Raw genomic sequence first — 24,785 nt, forward strand, 5'->3', positions numbered from 1 at the left:
ATGAAACAGTATCTTGAACTGATGAAAAAAGTGCTCGATGAGGGCACGCCGAAAAATGACCGTACCGGTACCGGCACGCTCTCCATTTTTGGCCACCAGATGCGCTTCAATCTGCAGGAAGGTTTTCCGCTGGTGACGACAAAGCGCTGCCACCTGCGCTCGATCATTCATGAACTGCTCTGGTTCCTGCAAGGCGATACCAACGTTGCGTATCTGCATGAAAACAACGTCTCTATCTGGGACGAATGGGCAGATGAAAACGGCAACCTGGGCCCGGTGTACGGTAAGCAGTGGCGCGCATGGCCTACGCCGGATGGCCGTCATATTGACCAGATCACCACCGTGATGAACCAGCTGAAAAACGATCCGGACTCGCGCCGTATTATCGTTTCCGCCTGGAACGTCGGCGAGCTGGACAAAATGGCACTGGCACCGTGCCATGCGTTCTTCCAGTTCTATGTGGCAGACGGCAAGCTCTCCTGCCAGCTCTATCAGCGCTCCTGCGATGTGTTCCTCGGCCTGCCGTTCAACATTGCCAGCTATGCGTTGTTAGTGCATATGATGGCGCAGCAGTGCGATCTGGACGTGGGCGATTTCGTCTGGACCGGTGGGGATACCCATCTCTACAGCAACCATATGGAACAGACGCATCTCCAGTTGACCCGCGAACCGCGCGCCTTGCCTAAGCTGATTATCAAACGCAAACCGGAATCCATTTTTGATTACCGCTTTGACGATTTTGAGATTGAGGGTTATGACCCTCATCCTGGCATCAAAGCGCCCGTCGCTATCTGAGGCTGTCAATCCTGACATAACCGGTGCTGTTTAGCGCCGGTTTTTTTTCGCCTTCTTCCCGCTTTCCGACGCGTTATCCAGAATGTATGCAACGCACTGCAACCGCTTAACTTTCCTTGATAAGGGCTCGTAAAACGCTCCTCCGTTGCTCGTCAATTCCAGGCCATTTCGCCACACTCCCGGCATGAAAAAAGAGAACGGTTTTACGCTTATCGAAACCCTGGTGGCTATCTCGCTGGTGGTCATTCTTAGCGCCTCCGGGCTATACGGCTGGGACAACTGGCAACGGCAGCAACGGCTCTGGCAAACTGCCGGACAGGTGCGTGATTACCTGATATTTCTGCGCAATGACGCAAACCGGCACAACCGTGACCACCAGGTCACATTGCGGCGCGACAGGGGCGTCACCTGTCTGATGAGCGCATTCGTGCAGGGCTGTGATAAGGGCAGTCCGTTTGTATTTATTCCCCTGTGGCCGGAGGTCACGGTGAGTGAAATAACGCCGTTATTTGGCTTCTATGGACTCAGGGATACGGCATGGGCAGGGAGAATACGCCTGCAAAGTCGTGCAGGAGAATGGCTCGTCATTGTCTCGAATGGAGGGCGAATCAGGATGTGCAATGTCACAGGAGAAGGTTCATGTCCCTAAACCAGCAGGGTTTCTCACTGATGGAAGTTCTGATTGCCACGGCGATCAGCAGTCTGTTACTGATAAGCGCTTCGCGCTTTTTACCGGGCTTGCAGCGGGCTGTTTTACAGCAGTCCGGTCAGCGGGAGCTTGAGGAGGAGGTGTGGCAACGCCTTTTTTCCCTCGGCAAACAGCTTCAGCGTGCGGGGTATTGCGCCGGGAACTGTGCGGGGCAGGGACTGACGATCGGCAGGCAAGGTCGCTGTGTCATTGTACGGTGGGACGCAAACAGTAACGGTAACTGGGATAGCTCGTCTTCGGAAAACGACAGCACAGGTTTTCGTCTGGAATCAGGTGCACTGGAGACCCTGCATGGGGCGACATCGTGTGAGGGTAAAGGATGGGAGAAACTCACTGACCCCAACAGGCTTCTCATCCAGCACTTTGTGGTGAGTCAAGTTGAGCATGCGGGGTTTGCCCCCCAGTTGAATATTGAAATGACCGCCCTTCGTCAGGGCGAGCAGGGGGCCCTCTGTCAGGCTTTTTATGGCGTCACGGGGTACAACCTGTGAACCGGCAGCGCGGGATGTCCTCGCTGGCGCTGGTGTTACTTTTACTGGTGTTGGGCACGCTGATCCTCACCGGCCTCAATCAGCAGCTGGCCACGTTTAGCGCACTGGTGGGCGGTGAGAGCCGCTCGGTTCAACAGCAGGCATCCGTGCAGTCAGCGCTTGAATGGGGACGCGTTCAGAGCTGGTTATCTGAGCCTGAGATCCAGTGCAAAAAGGTATCGGCGTGGCGAGTTTGCCTGCGGCTACTGAATGAAGCGCGTGTGCTGCTTATCGCCGGGAGTGATGACCTGCAGCTATGGCGCAGAGGCGAAATCATCGACGGTAAGATCCATTTCTCGCCACACGGCTGGAGTGATTTTTGTCCGCTTAAGGAGAGTCCGTTATGCCAGCTGCCGTGAGCAGAGAAAAAGGCTTTAGCATGGTTGAGGTGTTACTGGCGATGATGCTGCTGGTGATGATTGTCACGGCACTGTCGGGTTATCAGCGGGCACTGGCGACGCGGTTCTCCATGTTTAATCAGTATCGTCAGCTCTGGCACCATGCCTGGAATCAGTCTCAGCTTTCAACAATTGCTCTCCCGGCAGGCTGGCAGGTCAGTCGGGGGCAGACAACACTCTCTGGATGTGTCAGCATCACGGTTACACTTATTTCTCCTCTGGGGCGGCGCGGCGAGATGACGCGTCTGCATTGCCCGGTTAGCCAGTAGTCGGGAGCGTCTATGTTAAGGGTCTACCACTCAAATCGTCTGGATGTGCTGGAAGCACTGATGGAATTTATCGTTGAGCGCGAGCGGCTTGACGATCCTTTTGAGCCAGAAATGGTGCTGGTGCAGAGCACCGGTATGGCGCAGTGGCTGCAGATGTCGCTTTCGCGTAAATTCGGCATTGCCGCAAATATCGATTTCCCGCTGCCCGCAAGTTTTATCTGGGAGATGTTTGTCCGCGTGTTGCCGGACATCCCGGAACAGAGTGCCTTCAACAAGCAAAGCATGAGCTGGAAGCTGATGGCATTGTTGCCGGACATGCTGCAGCATGATGAATTCGTCATGCTGCGCCACTATCTCAATGACGACACCGATAAACGCAAGCTGTTCCAGCTGGCATCACGCACCGCCGATCTCTATGACCAGTATCTGGTGTATCGCCCGGAATGGCTGACTCGCTGGGAGGCGGGCGAGCGGGTCGACGGGTTACCGGAGGCGCAAGTCTGGCAGGCGCCACTCTGGAAAGCGCTGGTGGAACATACTGAGAAACTTGGCCAGCCGAAGTGGCACCGTGCAAACCTCTACCAGCGGTTTATCTCCATACTGGAAAACAGCGCTGAGCGACCAGCCCGGCTGCCCTCTCGCGTGTTTATCTGCGGCATCTCGGCGCTGCCACCGGTGTATTTGCAGGCGCTGAGTGCGCTGGGTAAACACATCGACATACATATCCTCTTTACCAATCCGTGTCGCCAGTACTGGGGCGACATTCAGGATGAACGCTGGCTTTCGCGGCTGGTGTCTCGCCAGAGACGACGCCTGTTTGAAGAGCGTACCGTGCCACTGTTTAAAGACAGCGCGTCTGCCGCACAGCTATTTGATGAGCACGGCATTCAAAACCTGCCAAACCCGCTGCTTGCCTCTTGGGGAAAGCTGGGCCGTGACTACATTCACATGCTCTCAGACATCACGTCGTCAGGCGAAGGGGATGTGGATGCCTTCGTCGAGATCGCTCCGGATAGCCTGCTGCATAATATCCAGCTCGACATTCTGGATCTCGAAAACCGCGCCGTCATGGGCGTTACGGCGAAAGAATTTGAACGCAGCGACAGTAAGCGCAAGCTGGACGGCGACGATCGCAGCGTCACGATCCACGTTTGCCACAGCCCGCAGCGCGAGGTTGAAGTCCTTCACGATCAACTGCTGGCGATGCTGCAGGACGATCCTGAGCTGACGCCACGTGACATTGTGGTGATGGTGGCGGATATCGACAGTTACAGTCCTTTTATTCAGGCTGTTTTTGGGAGTGCGACAGGTGAACGCTACCTGCCGTACGCCATTTCTGACCGACGGGCCCGCCAGTCTCATCCGGCCTTGCAGGCCTTTATTACTTTGCTCTCATTACCGGATAGCCGGTTTATCTCCGAAGATGTCCTGGCATTACTGGATGTCCCAGTCCTGGCCGCACGTTTCAATATCAATGAAGAGGGGCTGCGCTACCTTCGTCAGTGGGTTAACGAGTCCGGCGTACGCTGGGGCATTGATGATGACAACGTTCAGGCGTTCGAGCTTCCTCCTACCGGCCAGCATACCTGGCGGTTTGGTCTGACGCGTATGCTGCTGGGCTATGCGATGGAAAGCAGTCAGGGCGAGTGGAATGAAGTCCTGCCCTACGATGAGTCCAGCGGGTTGATCGCTGAGCTGGTCGGTCATTTAGCTTCCCTGCTGATGCAACTTAACCGCTGGCGGCTTGAGTTGATGCAGCCGCGTCCGCTGGATGCGTGGCTCCCGGTTTGCAGGGCATTGCTCAATGATTTCTTCCTGCCGGACAGTGATACTGAAGCCGCTATGGCGCTCATTGAAACGCAGTGGCAGGCAATCGTCGAAGAGGGCGTGAGTTCCCACTATAACGAGGCTATCCCGTTGTCATTGCTGCGCGATGAGCTGACGCAACGGCTCGATCAGGAGCGAATTAGCCAGCGTTTCCTGGCAGGCCCAATCAATATTTGCACCCTGATGCCAATGCGTTCTATCCCGTTCAAAGTGGTGTGCCTGCTCGGAATGAATGACGGTATATACCCACGCGCCCTGGCGCCGCTGGGTTTTGATCTGATGAGTGCGAATCCAAAGCGGGGCGATCGTAGCCGTCGTGACGATGACCGCTATCTCTTCCTTGAGGCGCTCATTTCGGCTCAACGTCAGCTGTATATCAGCTATATCGGCCGCTCTATCCAGGACAACAGCGAGCGCTTTCCTTCTGTTCTGGTGCAGGAACTGGTGGATTATATCGGGCAGAGCCACTATCTGGCGGGGGATGAAGCCCGTAACTGTGATGAAAGCGCGCAGCGAGTGAAGGCGCATATCACCCGCTTCCATAGCCGCATGCCGTTTGACCCGGTGAACTACGTGGTCAGCGATCATCAGAGCTATGCCCACGAATGGCTGCCTGCGGCGAAAAAAGAGGGGAGAGCGCATACCGATTTCATTCAGGAGCTTGATCCTCGCCCGATAGACACCCTGACCTTTGAACAGCTTCAGCGGTTTTGGGGGCATCCGGTACGCGCTTTCTTCCAGCAACGGTTGCAGGTCAATTTCCGTTCTGAAGAGAGTGAAATTCCTGATGCAGAGCCGTTTACGCTGGAAGGGCTGGAGCGGTATCAGTTAAACCTGCAGTTGCTGAACGCGCTGGTTGAAGAGGAAGATGCCGACAAGCTTTACCGCCGCTACCGTGCTGCGGGGCAGTTACCCTACGGGGCGTTCGGAGAAATTGTCTGGGAGGCGCAGCGCCAGGAGATGGAATCTCTGGCAGAACGCGTGAGGGAATGCCGGCAACCCGGAACCAGTATTGAAATCGATCTCAACTGCCAGGGTGTGCAGCTCACGGGCTGGCTAACTCAGGTACAGCCGGATGGGCTCCTGCGCTGGCGTCCTTCCATGCTTAGCGTTTCACAAGGTTTGCAACTCTGGCTCGAACATCTTGTCTACAGTGCTGGCGGCCATAAAGGCGAAAGCCGTATTTTTGTCCGCAAAGAGGGCGAATGGCGCTTTCCGCCGATGGACGCAGAGCAGGCGTTACGTTATTTATCCTTGTACGTTGAAGGCTATCTGCGGGGAATGAATAAACCGCTCCTGCTACTGCCCGAGAGCGGTGGCGCCTGGATAAAAGCTTGTTATGACGCACAGAATGATGCCATGTTAACGGATGACGCTTCACTGCAGAAAGCACGGAGTAAATTCATGCAGGCGTATGAAGGTAACATGATGGTGCGCGGCGAAGGTGAGGATGTCTGGTATCAACGTTTATGGCGAACGCTTGAGCCTGAATACTTCGAGGCTATCACGGAAGAAGCACAACGCTACCTGTTACCGTTGTTCAAATTTAATCAGTCCTGAGTGCTGTATAAAAATTGCGCAGCATGGGGTGTTCATTTATGATGCACTTCTTATCACGGACTGATGTACCCAAAGAAAGAGATGTTGGTGAGTCCAGCACGCAGTTTGTTAATGATGTAGCCGTGATAAAGAGGTCGTAATGCCAGGCAGCACCTTGTTCAAAGCGTTTGTTTTGTTTGTCGCCCTTTGGGCACCTTTCACTCAGGCAGGCTCCGGTTGGCAACCCATTCAGGAAACTATCCGTAAGAGCGAAAAAGATACCCGTCAGTATCAGGCTATTCGCCTTGATAACGGGATGACTGTGCTGCTGGTTTCCGATCCGCAGGCGGTAAAATCCCTGTCGGCACTGGTGGTGCCGGTTGGGTCGCTGGAAGATCCGGAAGCCCACCCTGGGCTTGCACACTATCTGGAACATATGACGCTTATGGGTTCCAAAAAATACCCACAGCCAGATAGCCTGTCCGAATTTCTCAAAATGCATGGCGGCAGCCACAACGCCAGCACGGCGCCGTACCGTACAGCCTTCTATCTCGAAGTTGAGAATGATGCGCTGGGAGGTGCGGTAGATCGTCTGGCGGATTCTATCGCGGCTCCCCTGCTGGATAAAAAATACGCTGACCGCGAACGCAATGCCGTTAATGCTGAACTGACCCTTGCCCGTACGCGAGACGGGATGCGCATGGCGCAGGTGAGTGCAGAAACCATTAACCCGGCGCACCCGGGATCGCGTTTTTCCGGCGGTAACCTGGAGACGCTGAGCGATAAACCGAACAGCCCGGTGCTGGATGCCCTGCATGCCTTTCGCGATAAATACTACTCCGCCAATCTGATGAAAGCGGTCATCTACAGCAACAAACCGTTGCCTGAGCTGGCAAGCATGGCGGCACAGACGTTTGGCCGGGTACCGAATAAAAATATCGACCTGCCGCAGATAAACGTTCCTGTGGTCACGGACGCGCAAAAAGGGATCGTTATCCACTACGTTCCTGCACTGCCGCGTAAAGTGTTACGCGTTGAGTTCCGCATTGATAACAATACAGCGCAGTTTCGCAGCAAAACCGATGAACTGGTCACCTACCTGATCGGCAACCGTAGCCCGGGAACACTTTCTGACTGGCTGCAAAAACAAGGGCTGGTGGAAGGTATTCGTGCCGACTCCGATCCGGTTGTGAACGGCAACAGCGGCGTGCTGGCGATCTCCGCCACCCTGACTGACAAAGGTCTGGCTCACCGTGATGACGTCGTGGCGGCTATCTTCAGCTACCTCTCTTTGCTGCGCGATAAAGGCGTCGATAAACGTTACTTTGATGAACTGGCGCACGTGCTGGATCTCGATTTCCGTTATCCGTCCATTACCCGCGACATGGATTACGTTGAATGGCTGGCCGATACCATGATCCGTGTGCCGGTGGAACATACCCTCGACGCGGTCAATATTGCCGACCAGTATGACGCCGACGCGGTAAAAGCCCGCCTGGCGATGATGACGCCGCAGAATGCCCGCGTCTGGTATATCAGCCCGAATGAACCGCATAACAAAATGGCCTATTTTGTCGATGCCCCTTACCAGGTGGATAAAATCAGTGACCAGACCTTCGCCGACTGGCAGAAAAAGGCCGGTGAGATCGCGCTTAAATTGCCGGAGCTGAACCCCTACATTCCGGATGATTTCTCGCTGGTTAAAACCACGAAAGCCTATCCGCACCCGGAACTTATCGTTGATGAGCCGACGCTGCGCGTGGTGTATACGCCAAGCCGCTATTTCGCGAGTGAACCGAAAGCCGATGTGAGCGTGGTTCTGCGTAACCCAAAAGCAATGAACAGCGCTAAAAATCAGGTGATGTTTGCGCTCAATGACTACCTTGCCGGTATCGCACTCGATCAGCTTAGCAATCAGGCGGCCGTCGGCGGGATAAGCTTCTCGACCAACGCCAATAACGGTCTGATGGTCAATGCCAACGGCTACACCCAGCGTCTGCCGCAGCTGTTCCAGGCGTTACTGGAAGGCTATTTCAGCTATACCCCGACCGAAGAGCAACTTGAGCAGGCCAAATCCTGGTATGCGCAGATGATGGATTCTGCCGAGAAGGGTAAAGCGTATGACCTGGCGCTCATGCCGACGCAAATGCTTTCGCAAATTCCCTATTTCCAGCGCGAAGATCGCCGGGCACTACTGCCCTCTATCACCTTAAAAGATGTGCTGGCGTATCGTGATGCGCTGAAAACGAACACGCGTCCGGAGTTCCTTATCGTCGGGAATATGAGTGACGTACAGGCCAAAACACTGGCAGAAAATGTCCGCACGCAGCTTGGTTCGAAAGGCGACGAGTGGTGCCGCAACCAGGACGTACTGGTTGAGAAAAAACAGAATGTGATTTTTGAAAAGGCGGGTAACAGCACGGATTCTGCCCTGGCCGCTGTGTTTGTACCCACGGGTTATGATGAATTCAACAGTACCGCGCAGAGTGCGGTGCTGGGGCAGATTATTCAGCCGTGGTTCTACAACCAGCTGCGTACAGAAGAGCAGCTTGGTTACGCGGTCTTTGCCTTCTCCATGAACGTGGGTCGCCAGTGGGGGCTGGGCTTCCTGCTGCAAAGCAGTGATAAACAGCCTGCTTATCTCTGGCAACGTTATCAGGCATTCTTCCCACAGGCGGAAGCGAAGCTGCGGGCGATGAAGCCGGAGGAGTTTGCTCAGATTCAGCAGGCCGTCATCGCGCAGGTGATGCAGCCGCCGCAGACGCTGGGTGAAGAAGCATCACAACTGAGCAAAGATTTTGATCGCGGTAATCTGAAATTTGATTCGCGTGATAAAGTAGTGGCCGAGATAAAACAGCTGACGCCGCAGAAGGTTGCTGATTTCTTCCACCAGGCGGTGGTTAAACCGCAGGGAATGGCGATTCTGTCGCAGGTTTCCGGTAGTCAGAACGGGAAAACGGACTACGTTAACCCGAAAGGCTGGACGATCTGGAAGAGCGTCAGCGCGCTGCAGCAATCTATGCCCTGGAGTAAGAAAGAATGACCGATACCGCTGAGCCCCTTAATCCCTTACGTTTACCTCTACAGGGTGAACGATTGATTGAAGCCTCAGCGGGAACGGGAAAAACCTTCACCATTGCCGCGCTCTATCTGCGTCTTCTGTTAGGGCTTGGTGGTAACGCCGCTTTTCCACGTCCGTTAAGTGTGGAAGAGCTGCTGGTGGTCACCTTCACCGAGGCCGCTACCGCTGAGCTGCGCGGTCGTATTCGTGCCAATATTCATGAGCTGCGCATCGCCTGCCTGCGCCAGACCACGGATAACCCTCTCTACGCCAGCCTTCTTGAAGAGATTGCAGATAAGCAACAGGCCGCCCAGTGGCTGCTGTTGGCGGAACGGCAGATGGACGAAGCGTCCGTTTTCACCATTCATGGTTTTTGTCAGCGCATGCTGAGCCTGAATGCATTTGAATCCGGAATGCTGTTTGAACAGCAGCTCATTGAAGATGAATCTGTGCTTCGCTATCAGGCCTGTGCGGATTTCTGGCGTCGCCACTGTTACCCTTTATCGCGCGATATCGCTGAAGCGGTCCATGCGTTGTGGAAAGGTCCCGAAGAGCTTCTTCGCGCTATCGACCGTTATCTTCAGGGCGAAGCGCCGGTTATCAAATCTCCGCCACCTGCAGACGAAACGCTGGCTTCACGTCATGAAAAGATTGTCGGAAAAATTGCTGCGCTCAAGCAAAAATGGAATGCGTCCGTCGGTGAGATTGAGGCGATCATCGAAAACTCCGGGATCGACAGACGTAAATTTAACCGCGGCAACCAGGGTAAATGGATCGAGAAGATCAGCGCCTGGGCGCAGGAAGAGACGCGCGGTTATCAGCTTCCGGACGCACTGGAGAAATTCTCGCAGCGTTTTTTGATTGAGCGGACTAAAGCCGACGGCATTGTGCCTGAGCATCCCCTGTTTGTTGCGATTGAATCGCTGCTCGCTGAGCCACTCACGCTCAATGACCTGATGATCACCCGCGCCATGACGGAAATTCGCGAAGCCGTATCACGTGAGAAACGTCGCCGTGGCGAACTGGGTTTTGACGATATGCTGAGCCGCCTTGATGCGGCGCTGTGCAGTGAAAACGGCGAAGCCCTTGCCTGCGCGATCCGCACCCGCTTCCCGGTAGCCATGATTGACGAATTTCAGGATACGGATCCTCAGCAGTACCGTATTTTCCGCCGCATCTGGCGACAACAGCCCGACACCGCGCTGTTGTTAATCGGCGATCCGAAACAGGCCATTTACGCCTTCCGCGGTGCGGATATTTTCACCTACATGAAGGCCCGCAGTGAGGTAGAGGCGCATTATACGCTGGATACCAACTGGCGCTCTTCCCCGGGCATGGTGCAAAGCGTCAATGCGCTGTTTAGCCGCATGGATACGGCATTTATGTTCCGTGAGATCCCCTTTCAGCCGGTAAAGTTTGCCGCAAAAAACAGCTCGTTGCGTTTCGAATTCAACGGGATAACGCAGCCAGCCATGAACTTCTGGCTGCTGGACGGCGAAGGCTGTGGCGTCGCGGACTATCAAAATGCCATGGCCCAGCATTGTGCCGCGCAGATCCGTGACTGGCTCAGCGCTGGTGCGCGTGGCGAGGCGCTGTTGTGGAAGGAAAATGAGTCAGCCCCCGTGAAGGCGTCTGATATCACGGTGCTGGTGCGCAGTCGTCAGGAGGCTTCGCTGATCCGCGATGCGCTTACCCTGCTGAACATCCCGTCCGTGTACCTCTCAAACCGTGACAGCGTTTTTGAAACCCTGGAAGCACAGGAGATGCTGTGGCTGCTTCAGGCCGTGCTGTCCCCGGAGCGCGAAAGTACGCTTCGCAGCGCACTAGCCAGCGCAATGCTCGGTCTGAACGCCCGTGACATTGATGCACTCAATAATGACGAAGCCGCATGGGATGCGGTCGTCGAAGAGTTCGTTCACTACCGTGAGCGATGGCAGAAGCGCGGTGTGATGGCGATGGTGCGCGAGCTCATGGCGAAGCGACACCTTGCGGAGAATATGCTCGCGACAGCAGGCGGTGAGCGCCGCCTGACCGACATTTTACATATCAGTGAGCTGTTGCAGGAGGCGGGCACGCAGCTTGAAAGCGAACATGCTCTGGTGCGCTGGCTGGCGCAACAGATTGCCGACCCAAACAGCAACGCCTCCAGCCAGCAGATGCGTCTTGAGAGTGATAAACATCTGGTACAGATCGTCACGATTCACAAGTCGAAAGGCCTGGAGTATCCGCTGGTCTGGCTGCCGTTTATCGCCAATTACCGCGTGCAGGATCAGGCCTTTTACCACGATCGCGAGTCGTTCGACGCGGTGCTCGATCTCAGTAAAGCGGAGTCCAGCGTTGAGCTGGCCGAGGCCGAACGTCTGGCGGAAGATTTACGCCTGCTCTACGTGGCATTGACCCGTTCGGTCTGGCACTGCAGCCTGGGCGTGGCGCCGCTATTCCGCCGTCGTGGCGACAAGTCGGGGGAGAGCGATTTCCACCTGAGCGCGCTGGGGCGACTCATTCAGCTCGGTGAGCCCAAAGATGCTGCCGGATTACGCCAGTGCATCGAGTCGCTGTGCGGCGAGCATGTTGCACTGCACATTCCGTCGCCACCCGATAACAGCCGCTGGCAGATGCCGGACTGGCGGGAATCTGAACTGGAAGCCCGGCAGATTCTGCGCACCATTGCCGACGACTGGCGCGTTACCAGCTACTCCGGGTTACAGCAGCACGGGCAGAGCATTGCGCAGGACCTGATGCCAAAGCTGGATATTGATGCCGCCGGAGCCGGTAGCGTACCGGTTGAGCCTGCGCTTACGCCGCATCAATTTCCACGCGGCGCGTCACCGGGAACCTTTTTGCATAGCCTGTTTGAAGAGCTGGATTTTACCCAGCCGGTCTCTGACGAATGGGTCCTGAAGATGTTACAGAGTGGGGGCTATGATGCACAATGGCAGCCGGTCCTCACCGAGTGGATCCGCGCTATTCTGCACGCCCCGCTCACGGCAGAGGGCCTCTCTCTCAGCCAGTTGACCGCCAAAGATAAACAGGTGGAGATGGAGTTTTACCTTCCCATCGTCAGCCCGCTGCGGGCTGACGCGCTTGATGCGGTGATCCGCGAGTATGACCCGTTGTCTGCCGGTTGCCCGCCGCTGAACTTCCGCCAGGTGCAGGGGATGTTAAAAGGCTTTATCGACCTGGTTTTCCGTCACGAAGGGCGCTACTACCTGCTGGATTACAAATCAAACTGGCTGGGTGAGAACAGCGAAGCCTACACCCAGCAGGCGATGGCATCCGCCATGCAAATGCATCGCTACGATCTGCAGTACCAGCTCTACACTCTGGCGCTGCATCGTTATCTGCGCCATCGCATTGCTGACTACCGTTACGAAGAGCACTTTGGTGGGGTGATTTACCTTTTCCTGCGCGGTGTGGATGCGGCTGACCCGCGTTCAGGCATCTTTAGCACACGCCCGCATGCGGCACTGATCGAGAAAATGGATAACTTATTTGCAGCAAACACGGAGGAAGTGGCATGACGATGCAGGAATTGTTGCTGGAAGCGGTAGAACAGCGACTACTGCGCCACCTGGACGTACAGTTCGCCATGATGGTGTCATGTGATGAGCCTGCCGTGATGCTCGCCGCTGCCATCCTGAGTAAAGACGCAGGGGAAGGGCACGTTTGCCTGCCGCTTTCGCGTCTGGCGATGGATGAGAAAATGCCCGCGGCCCTGCAGTCCTGCTTTGCTCTGCTGGGAGAATCCGTGGACTGGCCGACGGTGTTGCACCGTTCGCCTGCCGTCAGCGCAGCCGATAGCCAGACCCCCATGATCCTGACGGGCGATCGTTTGTATCTCAACCGACTGTGGCGTAATGAACTGGCGGTCGCGCGTTTTTTCAGCGAGACCAATGCGCCTCTTCCCTGCGATGAAGCCCAACTGCGGCAAACGCTGGATACCTTGTTTACCTCTGTTGAGGCGACAGACTGGCAGAAAGTGGCGGCAGCCGTGGCCTTAACACGGCGGATCTCCGTCATCTCTGGCGGCCCGGGAACCGGTAAAACCACCACCGTGGCCAAACTGCTTGCCGCCCTGATTCAGTTATCAGGTGAGCAAAAGTGCCGTATTCGTCTGGCGGCCCCTACCGGCAAAGCGGCGGCGCGCCTGACCGAGTCGTTAGGTGGTGCGCTGCAGAAGTTGCCACTCACCGGGGAGCAGCTTGCCCTTTTCCCAAACGAAGCCAGCACGCTGCACCGGCTGCTGGGCGCTCAGCCGGGAAGCCAGCGTCTGCGCTATCACGCCGGTAACCCGTTGCATCTGGATGTGCTGGTGGTGGATGAGGCGTCAATGATCGACCTGACGATGATGGCGCGGTTGATTGATGCTCTGCCAGCGCACGCCCGCGTCATTTTCCTGGGCGATCGCGACCAGCTTGCCTCGGTGGAAGCCGGGGCGGTGCTGGGAGATATCTGCACTTATGCAAGCCTGGGATATACCGCTGAACGCGCTGAGGAGCTGTCCCGTCTGACCGGCTGTTCGCTCGCCAGTGAAAACCATTCCCTGGCGGGGGCGCTGCGCGACAGCCTGTGCCTGCTGCAAAAAAGCTACCGTTTCGGCAGCGACTCGGGCATCGGTCAGCTGGCTTCGGCTGTGAACAGAGGCGACCGGCACACGACCTGTGCGGTATTTGACGGTCAATTCACCGATATCGAGAAAAAATCGCTGCAAACCGGGGAAGAGTATCAGGCGATGCTTGATGACGCCCTGCAGGGGTATCAGCATTTCCTGACGGGTGTACAACAGCAATGCACGCCCGCACAGGCGCTCGCCGCCTTTGGCGAGTATCAGCTACTGTGCGCACTGAGGGAAGGGCCATTTGGCGTAAGCGGTCTGAACGACAGGTTCGAACAGCTGCTGGGCCAGAAACGCAAAATCCACCGCACCCCGCACTCGCGCTGGTATGAGGGACGCCCGGTGATGATCGCCCGCAACGATAGCGCGCTGGGGTTGTTTAACGGGGATATCGGGATTGCCCTCGATCGTGGACTGGGGCTGCGCGTCTGGTTCCAGATGCCGGATGGAAGCGTGAAGTCCGTTCAGCCCAGCCGTCTGCCTGAACATGAAACGGCCTGGGCAATGACGGTGCATAAGTCTCAGGGCTCCGAGTTCAACCATGCGGCGCTGATCCTGCCGACACAGCTTTCGCCCGTTATTACCCGCGAACTGATTTATACCGCCATTACGCGCGCGCGTCAGCGCCTGTCGCTGTATGCCGATGAGCGCGTACTGCTACATGCGATTGCCACCCGCACGGAACGTCGAAGCGGCCTGAGCGCGATATTTGAATCCCTTTAAGCGATAGCCCCCACCGGGTGGTGAGGGCTTCGTATTATCCCAGATCGGCCATCAGCACTTTTGACCGGCGCTGATAGTTGTACATCTCTTTCTTACTCTCCGGCAGTGATTCAATGTCCACCGGTGTAAATCCGCGCTCCTGGAACCAGTGAATGCTGCGCGTAGTCAGCACGAACAGCTTGTTCAGCCCCATCTGACGCGCCTGAGCCGCCACGCGCTCAAGCAGCATTTCACCCCGTGAAGAGCTCCGGTAGTCAGGATGCACCGCCACGCAGGCCATTTCTCCGATCTGCTCTTCCGGGAACGGGTAGAGAGCGGCGCAGGCAATGGTCAGGTTATCGCGCTGAATAATGGTGAATTTGTCGATCTCCATCTCCAGCTGTTCGCGGGAGCGCCGAACCAGAATGCCCTGCTGTTCCAGTGGGCGAATCAGCTCCAGAATTCCGCCGATATCATTGATGGTGGCGCGACGGATCTGCTCCGCGCTCTCCATCACTATCTGGGTGCCGATACCATCGCGGGAGAACAGTTCCTGCAGCAGGGCACCGTCTTCCTGATAGCTGATCAGGTGGCTACGGCGTACGCCGCTGCGACAGGCCTTCACAGCACCGCGCAAAAAACGCACGGTACCCGAGTGGTAATCCCCTTCGGCTTCCAGCGCTTCCACGCGAGCCTGGGCCTCATTCGGGAAGAGCTCTGGCACAATCACCCCTTCATCATTCACGACGCCCTGGGAAGAGCAAAACCCAATCATTTTCTCCGCCTTCAGCTTGATGGCCAACTGAGTGGCAATCTCTTCTGAGGTGAGGTTAAAGCTTTCACCGGTCACGGACACTGCCACAGGCCCCATCAGCACGATGGCACCGCTGTCCAGCTGGCGGTGAATGGCCTCTTCATCGATACGACGAATACGTCCGCTATGGCAATAGTCCACGCCATCGTCCACGCCGAGAGGCTGAGCGATGATAAAATTGCCGCTCACAACGTTGATGTGCGCGCCCTGCAGCGGTGTGTTGTTAAGGCTCATCGACAGGCGAGCGGTGATATCCAGCTGCAGCAGACCCGCCGCCTGTTTCACCAGCTCAAGGGTTTTCGCATCCGTGACGCGGGTATGTTTATGGTAAATCGGCTCGTGGTGATGCGCGGCCAGGTTGGCATCAATCTGCGGGCGCGCGCCATACACCACAACAAGGCGGATCCCGAGGCTGTGCAGCAGGCCAATGTCATTGACGATGCTGGAAAAGTTTTCATGCTCAATGGCTTCGCCGCCGAGCATGATGACAAACGTTTTTCCCCGATGGGCGTTGATATAGGGAACAGAATGGCGGAATCCCTGGACCAGTTCGGTTCTACGTTCCTTCACCATGACACAACCCTTAATGAATGTTTATTCGTAATTTCTGTATTTTTATTCGATTGTGGCCGTGTGTGCAAGCCTAAATTTTCTGCGACCCACAGAAATTGATAAGTAATCCGTGCGTTAGCGTATGAATGTTTACCCTTTTATAGATGACAGTTTATGCGTCATTCGTTAAAGTTTTCGGTCAATTTAGCGATTTTGTAAATCAATCACTTTTCTTGCTCGGGAGAAGCATGTCGGGATCCAATTCAGCAATAAGCCGCCGCCGGTTGTTAAAAGGGGCAGGGGCGATGTGGTTGCTTAGCGTCAGCCAGGTGGGTCTTGCCGCCACCAGTCAGGTGGTGGCGGTGCGCGTCTGGCCGTCGTCGACCTATACACGCGTCACGGTAGAATCCAATCGGGTGCTGAAATATAAGCAATTTGCCCTCAGCAATCCTGAACGTGTGGTGGTGGATCTCGAAGGTGTTAACCTCAACTCTGTGCTTAAGGGAATGGCGGCGCAGATCCGCGGCGACGATCCGTTTATCAAATCGGCGCGCGTGGGTCAGTTTGATCCGCAAACCGTGCGCATGGTGTTTGAGCTGAAGCAAAACGTTAAACCGCAGCTGTTTGCCCTGGCACCTGTTGCGACGTTTAAAGAGCGTCTGGTCATGGATCTCTATCCGGCGAATGCGACGGATATTCAGGATCCGCTGCTGGCATTACTGGAAGACTACAACCAGGGCAACCTGGAGAAGCAGGTGCCACCGGCCCAGAGCGGTCCGCAGCCCGGAAAAGCAGGGCGCGATCGCCCGATTGTGATCATGCTTGATCCTGGCCATGGCGGCGAAGACTCGGGCGCAGTGGGGAAATATCGTACCCGGGAAAAAGATGTGGTGCTGCAAATCGCCCGACGGCTGAAGGCGCTGATCGATAAAGAAGGCAATATGCGCGCCTACATGACGCGAAACGAAGATGTCTTTATTCCACTGAAAGTCCGCGTGGCGAAAGCCCAGAAGCAGCGTGCAGACTTGTTCGTCTCGATTCATGCCGATGCGTTTACCAGCCGCCAGCCGAGCGGTTCGTCGGTGTTTGCGCTCTCGACTAAAGGGGCAACCAGCACCGCCGCAAGATTCCTGGCTGACTCTCAGAACGCCTCGGACCTGATTGGCGGCGTGAGCAAAAGTGGCGACCGCTATGTCGATCACACCATGTTTGATATGGTGCAGTCGCTGACCATCACCGACAGCCTGAAATTTGGTAAAGCGGTGCTGGGCAAGCTAGGCAATGTTAATAAGCTGCACAAAAACAGCGTTGAACAGGCCGGGTTCGCGGTGCTGAAGGCCCCGGATATTCCGTCGATTCTGGTCGAGACCGCGTTTATCAGTAACGTGGAAGAGGAGCGTAAGCTCAGGACGGCAAAATTCCAGCAGGAAGTGGCAGAGTCGATTCTGGCAGGGATCCGGGCGTATTTCTCAGATGGGGCGACGCTGGCAAGGCTTGGGTAGTTGAGTGCGCCGGGTAACCGCCCGGCAGTTTCACACACCGCAGATACAAAAAAACACCCTGAAGGGTGTTTATTGTTTTAGAAGTGTTGGTTGCGGGGGCCGGATTTGAACCGACGACCTTCGGGTTATGAGCCCGACGAGCTACCAGGCTGCTCCACCCCGCGTCCGTCTTTCTACTCTTGTAGAAACTTACTTCTTCAAATTTGATTGGTTGCGGGGGCCGGATTTGAACCGACGACCTTCGGGTTATGAGCCCGACGAGCTACCAGGCTGCTCCACCCCGCGTCCGTCTTCCTACTGTCGTAGAAGATACTTCATCAAATTTTAATTGGTTGCGGGGGCCGGATTTGAACCGACGACCTTCGGGTTATGAGCCCGACGAGCTACCAGGCTGCTCCACCCCGCGTCCGTGGAAGCGCACTATACTCGGTTAGGTTTGTGATGCAACCCCTTTTTCACATAAATCATTAACTTTGTATGTAAATTGAACGGCGTTGCGATATTTGGACTATTTTTTGCTCAGAATTTGCCAAAGGGCATGTGATTCCGTTTCTTTAGAACAGTGGGTTTGTTATCTTCATCACGCGGTAATGGGCAACTTTAAGACGAGATATAATGAAAGGACGTTGGGCGAAGTATCTAATGACAGGGGCAATGGTAGCCATTCTTGCGGCCTGCTCTTCTAAACCGACCGATCGCGGTCAACAGTATAAAGACGGGAAGCTATCCCAGCCTTTCTCTTTAGTTAATCAACCTGATGCCGTTGGCGCACCGATCAACGCCGGAGACTTTTCCGAGCAGGTTTACCAGATCCGCAACGCGTCGCCACGTCTGTATGGCTCACAGAGCAGCGTTTATAACGCGGTACAGGACTGGCTACGCGCGGGCGGTGATACGCGCAATATGCGCCAGTTTGGTATCGACGCCTGGCAGATGGAAGGGGCGGATAACTATGGCAACGTCCAGTTTACCGGTTACTACACCCCGGTTATCCAGGCGCGACACACGCGTCAGGGCGAGTTCCAGTATCCCATTTACCGAATGCCGCCTAAACGCGGTCGTCTGCCGTCCCGCGCTGAGATCTACTCCGGTGCGCTGAGCGAAAACTACGTTCTGGCCTACAGCAACTCGCTGATGGACAACTTCATCATGGATGTTCAGGGCAGCGGCTATATCGACTTTGGCGATGGCTCCCCCCTGAACTTCTTTAGTTATTCCGGTAAAAACGGTCATGCCTATCGCAGCATTGGTAAAGTGCTGATCGACAGAGGCGAAGTGAAAAAAGAAGACATGTCGATGCAGGCGATCCGCGAGTGGGGTGAAAAACACAGCGAAGCCGAAGTGCGTGAGCTGCTGGAACAGAACCCGTCGTTTGTCTTCTTTAAACCGCAAAACTTTGCGCCAGTGAAAGGGGCGAGTGCCGTTCCACTGATTGGCCGCGCCTCGGTAGCTTCGGATCGTTCTATTATTCCTGCGGGCACCACGCTGCTGGCGGAAGTGCCTCTGCTGGATAACAACGGCAAATTTAACGGTCAGTACGAGCTACGTCTGATGGTCGCGCTGGATGTCGGCGGTGCGATTAAAGGTCAGCACTTCGATATTTATCAGGGCATTGGCCCGGATGCGGGGCACCGTGCAGGCTGGTATAACCACTATGGGCGCGTATGGGTGCTCAAGGCAGCCCCTGGCAGCGGTAACGTATTCAGCGGCTGATTGTGGTATTCTGAGTCGTACTGAATTAACAGAGAAGGGTGAGGAATAACCTCACCCTTTTGACATCTGAGGTTTTATGTCTGTAGTAATCAGCGATGCCTGGCGTCAGCGTTTTGGCGGCACGGCACGTCTATATGGTGAAAAAGCCCTGCAGCTGTTTGCGGATGCGCATGTCTGCGTCGTGGGGATTGGCGGTGTTGGCTCCTGGGCTGCGGAAGCGCTGGCGAGAACCGGCATTGGCGCGATCACGCTGATTGATATGGATGACGTTTGCGTCACCAACACCAACCGTCAAATCCATGCCCTGCGCGATAACGTCGGGCTGGCGAAATCTGAGGTGATGGCGGAGCGTATTCGCCTGATTAACCCGGAATGCCGCGTGACGGTGATCGATGACTTTGTGACGGCAGATAACGTCGCCGAATACATGAGTAAAGGCTACAGCTATGTCATCGACGCGATCGACAGCGTGCGTCCAAAAGCGGCGTTGATTGCCTACTGTCGGCGTTACAAGGTTCCTCTGGTTACCACTGGGGGGGCTGGCGGGCAAATCGATCCCACGCAGATTCAGGTGGCCGATTTGGCAAAGACGATTCAGGACCCGCTGGCGGCCAAGCTGCGCGAGCGCTTAAAAAGCGATTTTAACGTCGTGAAAAACAGCAAAGGCAAGCTGGGCGTTGACTGTGTCTTTTCGACTGAAGCCCTGGTCTACCCGCAGGCTGACGGTTCGGTGTGTGCGATGAAAAGCACGGCGGAAGGGCCAAAAAGGATGGATTGTGCCTCAGGCTTCGGTGCGGCCACCATGGTGACCGCCTCTTTCGGCTTTGTAGCCGTCTCTCACGCCCTGAAGAAAATGATGGCGAAGGCGGAACGTCAGGCCTGAGCCTGACGCGCGGCATCCTGTACCGCCTCACTGAGAGCGACCAGGCCCTGACCGCGCGAGGCGCTGAGCTGCGCCCGTAGCCCCAGCTCATCGAACAATGCCAGCGGCGAGTGCGTCAGCAGCTCCGCCGCGCTTTTCCCTTCCACGGCGGTTAACAGTACCGCCAGCAGCCCGCGAACGATACGTCCTTCGCTGTCGCCAAAGAAATGCAGTTTTTCACCGGATACCGTGCATCCCAGCCAGACGCGGTTCTCGCAGCCGGAAATCTCTTTCGCCTGCGCTTTGCGTTCGTCTGACAGCGCCGGCAACTGCTTGCCGAGCAGGATCAACTGGCGATATTTATCTTCCCATTGCAACAGCGGGGCGAAAGTCTGTTTTAAGGTCTCTTCTGTGATGACCGTGCCAAACGGATGCTCGGCTAACGCTGAACTCGTCATTAATCCACCAGTATTTCAAGGGCGCGGTCAACGGCATCAACCAGCGCATCCACATCGCTTTGCGTATTATACGGCGCAAACGACGCACGCAGCGTACCGCTAACACCCAGCGCGGCCAGTAATGGCTGCGCGCAGTGCTGGCCGGCACGCAGGGCAATGCCATACCCGGCAAGCAGCGTAACCATATCGCTATGATGAACGCCGGCAAAATCAAAGGCCAGCAGGCTTGAGTCCTGCACGCGGAACGATCGAAAACCCGGACGTTTCTGTAGCGCCTCTTCTGCAAGCGTCGCCAGACCCCGGCTCCAGCGTTCTGCCTGAGCGATATCCGTTTCAGCCAGCCATTCAAGCGCGGCACTCAGGCTGATGACGCCTGCGACGTTCGGCGTTCCGGCTTCCAGACGGTAAGGGACATCCTGAGTTTTAAAGCCCTCAAAGGTCACCTCGGTGATCATTTTTCCTCCCCCAAGCCACGGCGTCATTTGCGCCAGCAGGGCCGGTTTTCCGTACAGCACCCCGATCCCGGTTGGGCCATACAGCTTATGTCCTGAGAAGGCATAGAAATCAATATCCAGCTTTTGTACATCAGCGGGGAAATGCACCACGCCTTGGGCACCGTCGACCATCACCACCATGTCGTTAGCGTGGGCCACGTCGATGGCCAGAGCCAGATCCGGGCAACCCCCTGTGACGTTCGACATTTGTCCAAGAGCCAGAATGCGGCTGCGGGGGGTAATGAACTCAGATAAGCGCGCTACGTCTGGCAGAAGATCTGCACCCAGCGGCAGTTTCACAATGCGCGCGCCCGTTTGCTCAGCCACCATCAGCCACGGAACCAGGTTGGCGTGATGTTCAGCCTCGCTGACAATAATTTCATCGCCAGGCTTTAGCCGCGGGCGCGCATAGCACTGGGCTACCATGTTAATGGCTTCAGTTGTGCCTCGCGTCCAGACGATGTTTTTCCCGCTTTCGGCGTTGATCAGGCGTGCGACCTGATCGCGCGCGGCTTCATAGCGCGCGGTTAATCGTTGTGCTTCGGCAAACTGGCTACGGTGCACGTTCCCGGCGCTCAGGCTGTAGAACTGCTGCGTCGCCTCAATGACTGCCTGAGGCTTAAGGGCGGTGGCAGCGCTATCAAGGTAAATACCGGCATCGGCCAGCGCCGGGAACTGTGCGCGAAACTGCGCGGGACTGAAAGCGTTCATGGAATTCCTCATCTCAATAGTGAGATCGTCGCGCAATTTCATCGGCAGGGCAAGGAGGTTGATATCTATCAGATTTGTCTGCTAATCCTTACTTATCCTGGCGACTCTGAAAAAGCAGGTTATGCTAAATAAGGTTAGGTGAATGTTTAAGCCTGTTATAAATCGATGTTTGAATAGCATTAATTGCTAAAGGAGAATAAGCATGAAAAAGACAGCCGCCATTATCTCTGCCTGTGCGTTGACCTTTGCCCTGAGCGCCTGTTCCGGTAACAACTACGTAATGCATACTAACGATGGCCGTTCTATCGTCTCTGAAGGGAAACCGACAACCGATAACGACACCGGTATGATTTCGTATAAAGATGCGAACGGGAACAAGCAGCAGATTAATCGCACTGACGTGAAGGAAATGAAAGAAATCGAGCATTAATCGATCGCAGGCGAAAAAAAAGCACCGCAAATTGGCGGTGCTACATTAATCACTATGGACAGACAGGGTAAATGTACAGGAAGTGAAAAATTGGTAGCGTTGCTACCGTGGTCTGAATCGCAGACCAATTGCAAACACAACAACACAACATCACAACCGTAAGCCAAAAGCCCTTCAGAACACGCATTCCGAAAAAAGCTCTTCGTTCCGGCTCAGGAAGTGCCGCCACTATAGGTATTTGCTGGTAGTTCCTCAACGGACAAATTATAATGGCTCAGATAAAAAAAACTAATAGGTTAAACATTGTTTCCTGTTTGTTAAATCTCGTTAACATCTAAGCCAGATAACCATGTCGAAGCGATTGCCACCCCTAAATGCATTACGTGTTTTTGATGCAGCAGCACGTCACCTGAGTTTCACGCGCGCAGCCGATGAGCTTTTTGTGACACAGGCCGCAGTAAGTCACCAAATCAAGTCTCTGGAGGATTTCCTGGGCCTTAAGCTGTTCCGTCGGCGCAACCGTTCGTTACTGTTGACCGAAGAGGGGCAGAGCTATTTTCAGGATATTAAAGAGATTTTTTCCCAGCTCACGGAAGCCACGCGCAAGCTGCAGGCCCGCAGTGCAAAAGGCGCGCTGACGGTAAGTTTATTACCCAGTTTTGCCATTCAGTGGCTGGTGCCAAGACTCACAAGCTTTAACTCAGCTTATCCGGGAATCGACGTTCGAATCCAGGCGGTGGACCGTCAGGAAGACAAGCTGGCCGATGATGTGGACGTCGCCATTTTTTATGGCCGCGGTAACTGGCCAGGCTTGCGTGTCGAAAAATTATACGCAGAATATCTGCTGCCGGTCTGTTCACCGCTGCTCTTAACGGGCGAAAAGGCGCTGAAGACCCCCGCTGACCTGGCGCGACATACGCTTTTACATGATGCTTCTCGCCGTGACTGGCAAACTTATACCCGTCAATTAGGTCTTAATCATATAAACGTGCAGCAGGGCCCCATTTTTAGCCACAGCGCAATGGTGTTACAGGCTGCCATTCACGGGCAAGGCGTGGCGTTGGCAAATAACGTCATGGCGCAGTCCGAAATTGAGGCAGGCCGTCTGGTTTGTCCATTTAATGATGTGCTGGTCAGCAAGAACGCGTTTTATCTGGTTTGTCATGACAGTCAGGCAGAACTGGGTAAAATAGCCGCTTTCCGACAGTGGATTCTGGCGAAAGCGGCGAGTGAGCAAGAAAAATTCCGCTTCAGGTATGAACAGTAACTTTTGTGTGCCGGGCACGCATCACTTTAGGATTTAAACATGACCAGCCGATTCATGCTGATTTTTGCCGCGGTGAGTGGCTTTATTTTTGTTGCACTGGGCGCCTTTGGCGCACATGTATTAAGCAAGTCGTTGGGGGCGGTAGAAATGGGCTGGATCCAGACCGGCCTTGAATACCAGGCATTCCACACGCTGGCGATTTTTGGGCTGGCGGTGGCAATGCAGCGCCGCATCAGCATCTGGTTTTACTGGAGCAGCGTATTCCTGGCGTTAGGCACCGTGTTGTTCAGCGGTAGTCTGTACTGCCTGGCGCTTTCGCATTTACGCCTGTGGGCGTTTGTTACACCTGTCGGCGGCGTCAGCTTCCTGGCAGGTTGGGTATTAATGTTTATCGGAGCCATCCGTCTGAAACGCAAGGGCGTTGTTCATGAATAAGGTTGTTTTATATTGTCGCCCGGGGTTTGAGAAAGAGTGCGCCGCGGAAATTACTGATAAAGCGGCGAAGCGCGAAGTCTTTGGCTTTGCACGCGTTAAAGATAATGCCGGCTACGTCGTATTCGAGTGCTATCAGCCTGAGGATGCGGATAAACTCGCGCGTGAGCTGCCGTTCAGCTCACTGATTTTCGCTCGCCAGATGTTTGTTGCCGGTGAACTGCTAAAAGATCTTCCGCCGGAAGACCGCATCACGCCGGTTGTGGGTATGCTGCAGGGCGTCGTGGAAAAGGGTGGCGAGCTGCGTGTTGAAGTCGCGGATACCAACGAAAGCAAAGAGCTGATGAAGTTCTGCCGTAAGTTCACCGTACCGCTGCGCGCTGCACTGCGTGACGCTGGCGTGCTGACAAACTACGAAACGCCAAAACGTCCGGTGGTGCATATATTCTTTATCGCCCCTGGCTGCTGTTACACGGGTTACTCCTACACCAATAACAACTCTCCCTTCTTCATGGGCATTCCGCGTCTGAAATTCCCTTCAGATGCGCCAAGCCGTTCGACCCTGAAGCTGGAAGAGGCGTTCCACGTATTTATCCCGGCGGATGAGTGGGATGAGCGTCTGGCGAACGGCATGTACGCGGTCGATCTCGGCGCGTGTCCGGGCGGCTGGACCTATCAACTGGTGAAACGCAACATGTGGGTCTCTTCGGTTGATAACGGCCCGATGGCCCAGAGCCTGATGGATACCGGACAGGTCACCTGGCTGCGTGAAGATGGTTTCCGCTATCGTCCCACCCGCAACAACATCTCCTGGATGGTGTGCGATATGGTTGAGAAGCCGGCAAAAGTGGCCGCGCTGATGGCCTCCTGGCTGGTGAACGGCTGGTGCCGTGAGACTATCTTTAACCTCAAGCTGCCGATGAAAAAGCGCTATGAGGAAGTCTCGCAAAACCTGGCCTATATCCAGGCGCAAATGGATGAGCACGGCATTAACGTGGAGATTCAGGCGCGCCAGCTGTATCACGACCGCGAAGAAGTAACGGTGCATATTCGTCGCTGGTGGGCCGCTGTTGGCGGACGTCGCGACGAGCGATAGTACGCGTTA

The 24,785-nt window shown here is 55.4% G+C and carries 19 protein-coding genes and 3 tRNA genes; 16 read left to right on the top strand and 6 right to left on the bottom strand.

Features of this window, described 5'->3' with window-relative positions:
- The 9 genes from thyA to recD all read left to right on the top strand — a co-directional run bounded on the left by thyA (position 1) and on the right by recD (position 14,466).
- Positions 1–795, top strand: a complete 795-nt coding sequence (gene thyA, locus BJP35_RS05675; RefSeq protein ID WP_014171447.1) for a thymidylate synthase — start codon at positions 1–3, stop codon at positions 793–795.
- 184 nt (positions 796–979) lie between these two features.
- A complete protein-coding gene (locus BJP35_RS05680) occupies positions 980–1,444 on the top strand; it encodes a prepilin peptidase-dependent protein (protein WP_047743567.1) in 465 nt (154 codons plus the stop codon).
- Positions 1,435–1,995 (top strand): prepilin peptidase-dependent protein, encoded by a 561-nt coding sequence (locus tag BJP35_RS05685; RefSeq protein WP_047743565.1) that lies wholly within the window; start codon positions 1,435–1,437, stop codon positions 1,993–1,995. The genes BJP35_RS05680 and BJP35_RS05685 overlap by 10 nt, the downstream gene beginning before the upstream one ends.
- On the top strand, positions 1,992–2,393 hold the full coding sequence (locus BJP35_RS05690) for a DUF2509 family protein (RefSeq protein ID WP_047743564.1): 402 nt from the start codon (positions 1,992–1,994) through the stop codon (positions 2,391–2,393). The genes BJP35_RS05685 and BJP35_RS05690 overlap by 4 nt, the downstream gene beginning before the upstream one ends.
- Positions 2,378–2,701, top strand: a complete 324-nt coding sequence (locus BJP35_RS05695) for a prepilin-type N-terminal cleavage/methylation domain-containing protein (protein ID WP_014171443.1) — start codon at positions 2,378–2,380, stop codon at positions 2,699–2,701. The genes BJP35_RS05690 and BJP35_RS05695 overlap by 16 nt, the downstream gene beginning before the upstream one ends.
- 12 nt (positions 2,702–2,713) lie before the next feature.
- On the top strand, positions 2,714–6,088 hold the full coding sequence (recC, locus tag BJP35_RS05700; RefSeq protein WP_047743562.1) for an exodeoxyribonuclease V subunit gamma: 3,375 nt from the start codon (positions 2,714–2,716) through the stop codon (positions 6,086–6,088).
- A 139-nt stretch (positions 6,089–6,227) separates the two neighbouring features.
- Positions 6,228–9,110: a pitrilysin gene (ptrA, locus tag BJP35_RS05705; protein WP_086462951.1), complete on the top strand. Its 2,883-nt coding sequence runs from the start codon at positions 6,228–6,230 to the stop codon at positions 9,108–9,110.
- Positions 9,107–12,649, top strand: coding sequence for an exodeoxyribonuclease V subunit beta (recB, locus tag BJP35_RS05710; RefSeq protein WP_047743558.1), 3,543 nt, complete (start codon positions 9,107–9,109; stop codon positions 12,647–12,649). Before ptrA ends, recB begins: the two co-directional genes overlap by 4 nt.
- The gene (gene recD, locus BJP35_RS05715; protein ID WP_086462952.1) at positions 12,646–14,466 is read left to right on the top strand and encodes an exodeoxyribonuclease V subunit alpha; all 1,821 of its coding nucleotides are present in this window, start codon (positions 12,646–12,648) and stop codon (positions 14,464–14,466) included. Before recB ends, recD begins: the two co-directional genes overlap by 4 nt.
- A gap of 34 nt (positions 14,467–14,500) precedes the next feature.
- Here recD and argA read toward each other — a convergent pair whose 3' ends face one another.
- Positions 14,501–15,832 carry an amino-acid N-acetyltransferase gene (gene argA / locus BJP35_RS05720; RefSeq protein WP_020883786.1) on the bottom strand — a complete coding sequence of 444 codons (1,332 nt, stop codon included), beginning with the start codon at positions 15,830–15,832 and terminating at the stop codon, positions 14,501–14,503.
- Between the two features lie 227 nt (positions 15,833–16,059).
- Here argA and amiC point away from each other — a divergent pair, with 227 nt between their 5' ends.
- Positions 16,060–17,313: an N-acetylmuramoyl-L-alanine amidase AmiC gene (gene amiC / locus BJP35_RS05725; protein ID WP_020883787.1), complete on the top strand. Its 1,254-nt coding sequence runs from the start codon at positions 16,060–16,062 to the stop codon at positions 17,311–17,313.
- 87 nt (positions 17,314–17,400) lie between these two features.
- Here amiC and BJP35_RS05730 read toward each other — a convergent pair.
- The 3 genes from BJP35_RS05730 to BJP35_RS05740 all read right to left on the bottom strand — a co-directional run bounded on the left by BJP35_RS05730 (position 17,401) and on the right by BJP35_RS05740 (position 17,719).
- Positions 17,401–17,477: transfer RNA gene (locus tag BJP35_RS05730), tRNA-Met, on the bottom strand.
- Between the two features lie 44 nt (positions 17,478–17,521).
- A tRNA-Met gene (locus tag BJP35_RS05735) sits at positions 17,522–17,598 on the bottom strand.
- 44 nt (positions 17,599–17,642) lie between these two features.
- Positions 17,643–17,719, bottom strand: a tRNA-Met gene (locus BJP35_RS05740).
- Between the two features lie 209 nt (positions 17,720–17,928).
- On the opposite strand from BJP35_RS05740, the gene mltA reads away from it, so the two are divergent.
- Positions 17,929–19,026 (top strand): murein transglycosylase A, encoded by a 1,098-nt coding sequence (gene mltA, locus BJP35_RS05745; protein WP_025203349.1) that lies wholly within the window; start codon positions 17,929–17,931, stop codon positions 19,024–19,026.
- Between the two features lie 76 nt (positions 19,027–19,102).
- The gene (tcdA, locus tag BJP35_RS05750; protein WP_006811804.1) at positions 19,103–19,909 is read left to right on the top strand and encodes a tRNA cyclic N6-threonylcarbamoyladenosine(37) synthase TcdA; all 807 of its coding nucleotides are present in this window, start codon (positions 19,103–19,105) and stop codon (positions 19,907–19,909) included.
- Here the strand turns inward: tcdA and csdE are convergent.
- Both csdE and csdA read right to left on the bottom strand, forming a co-directional pair.
- Positions 19,900–20,346 (bottom strand): cysteine desulfurase sulfur acceptor subunit CsdE, encoded by a 447-nt coding sequence (gene csdE, locus BJP35_RS05755; RefSeq protein WP_014171435.1) that lies wholly within the window; start codon positions 20,344–20,346, stop codon positions 19,900–19,902. The genes tcdA and csdE overlap by 10 nt on opposite strands.
- Positions 20,346–21,551, bottom strand: coding sequence for a cysteine desulfurase CsdA (gene csdA / locus BJP35_RS05760; protein WP_047743553.1), 1,206 nt, complete (start codon positions 21,549–21,551; stop codon positions 20,346–20,348). Before csdA ends, csdE begins: the two co-directional genes overlap by 1 nt.
- A gap of 202 nt (positions 21,552–21,753) precedes the next feature.
- Between csdA and BJP35_RS05765 the strand changes: the two genes are divergently transcribed.
- The 4 genes from BJP35_RS05765 to rlmM all read left to right on the top strand — a co-directional run bounded on the left by BJP35_RS05765 (position 21,754) and on the right by rlmM (position 24,776).
- The gene (locus tag BJP35_RS05765; RefSeq protein WP_003862759.1) at positions 21,754–21,981 is read left to right on the top strand and encodes a YgdI/YgdR family lipoprotein; all 228 of its coding nucleotides are present in this window, start codon (positions 21,754–21,756) and stop codon (positions 21,979–21,981) included.
- A gap of 349 nt (positions 21,982–22,330) precedes the next feature.
- Entirely contained in the window at positions 22,331–23,248 is a 918-nt protein-coding gene (gene gcvA, locus BJP35_RS05770) for a glycine cleavage system transcriptional regulator GcvA (protein WP_014171433.1), read from the top strand.
- Between the two features lie 39 nt (positions 23,249–23,287).
- Positions 23,288–23,683 carry a DUF423 domain-containing protein gene (locus tag BJP35_RS05775; RefSeq protein WP_008499646.1) on the top strand — a complete coding sequence of 132 codons (396 nt, stop codon included), beginning with the start codon at positions 23,288–23,290 and terminating at the stop codon, positions 23,681–23,683.
- Positions 23,676–24,776, top strand: coding sequence for a 23S rRNA (cytidine(2498)-2'-O)-methyltransferase RlmM (rlmM, locus tag BJP35_RS05780; RefSeq protein ID WP_025203351.1), 1,101 nt, complete (start codon positions 23,676–23,678; stop codon positions 24,774–24,776). Before BJP35_RS05775 ends, rlmM begins: the two co-directional genes overlap by 8 nt.
- The last annotated feature ends 9 nt before the right edge of the window (positions 24,777–24,785 follow it).

Origin of the sequence: Enterobacter sp. J49 (assembly GCF_002148625.1) — a bacterium.
Lineage (GTDB): Bacteria > Pseudomonadota > Gammaproteobacteria > Enterobacterales > Enterobacteriaceae > Enterobacter > Enterobacter ludwigii.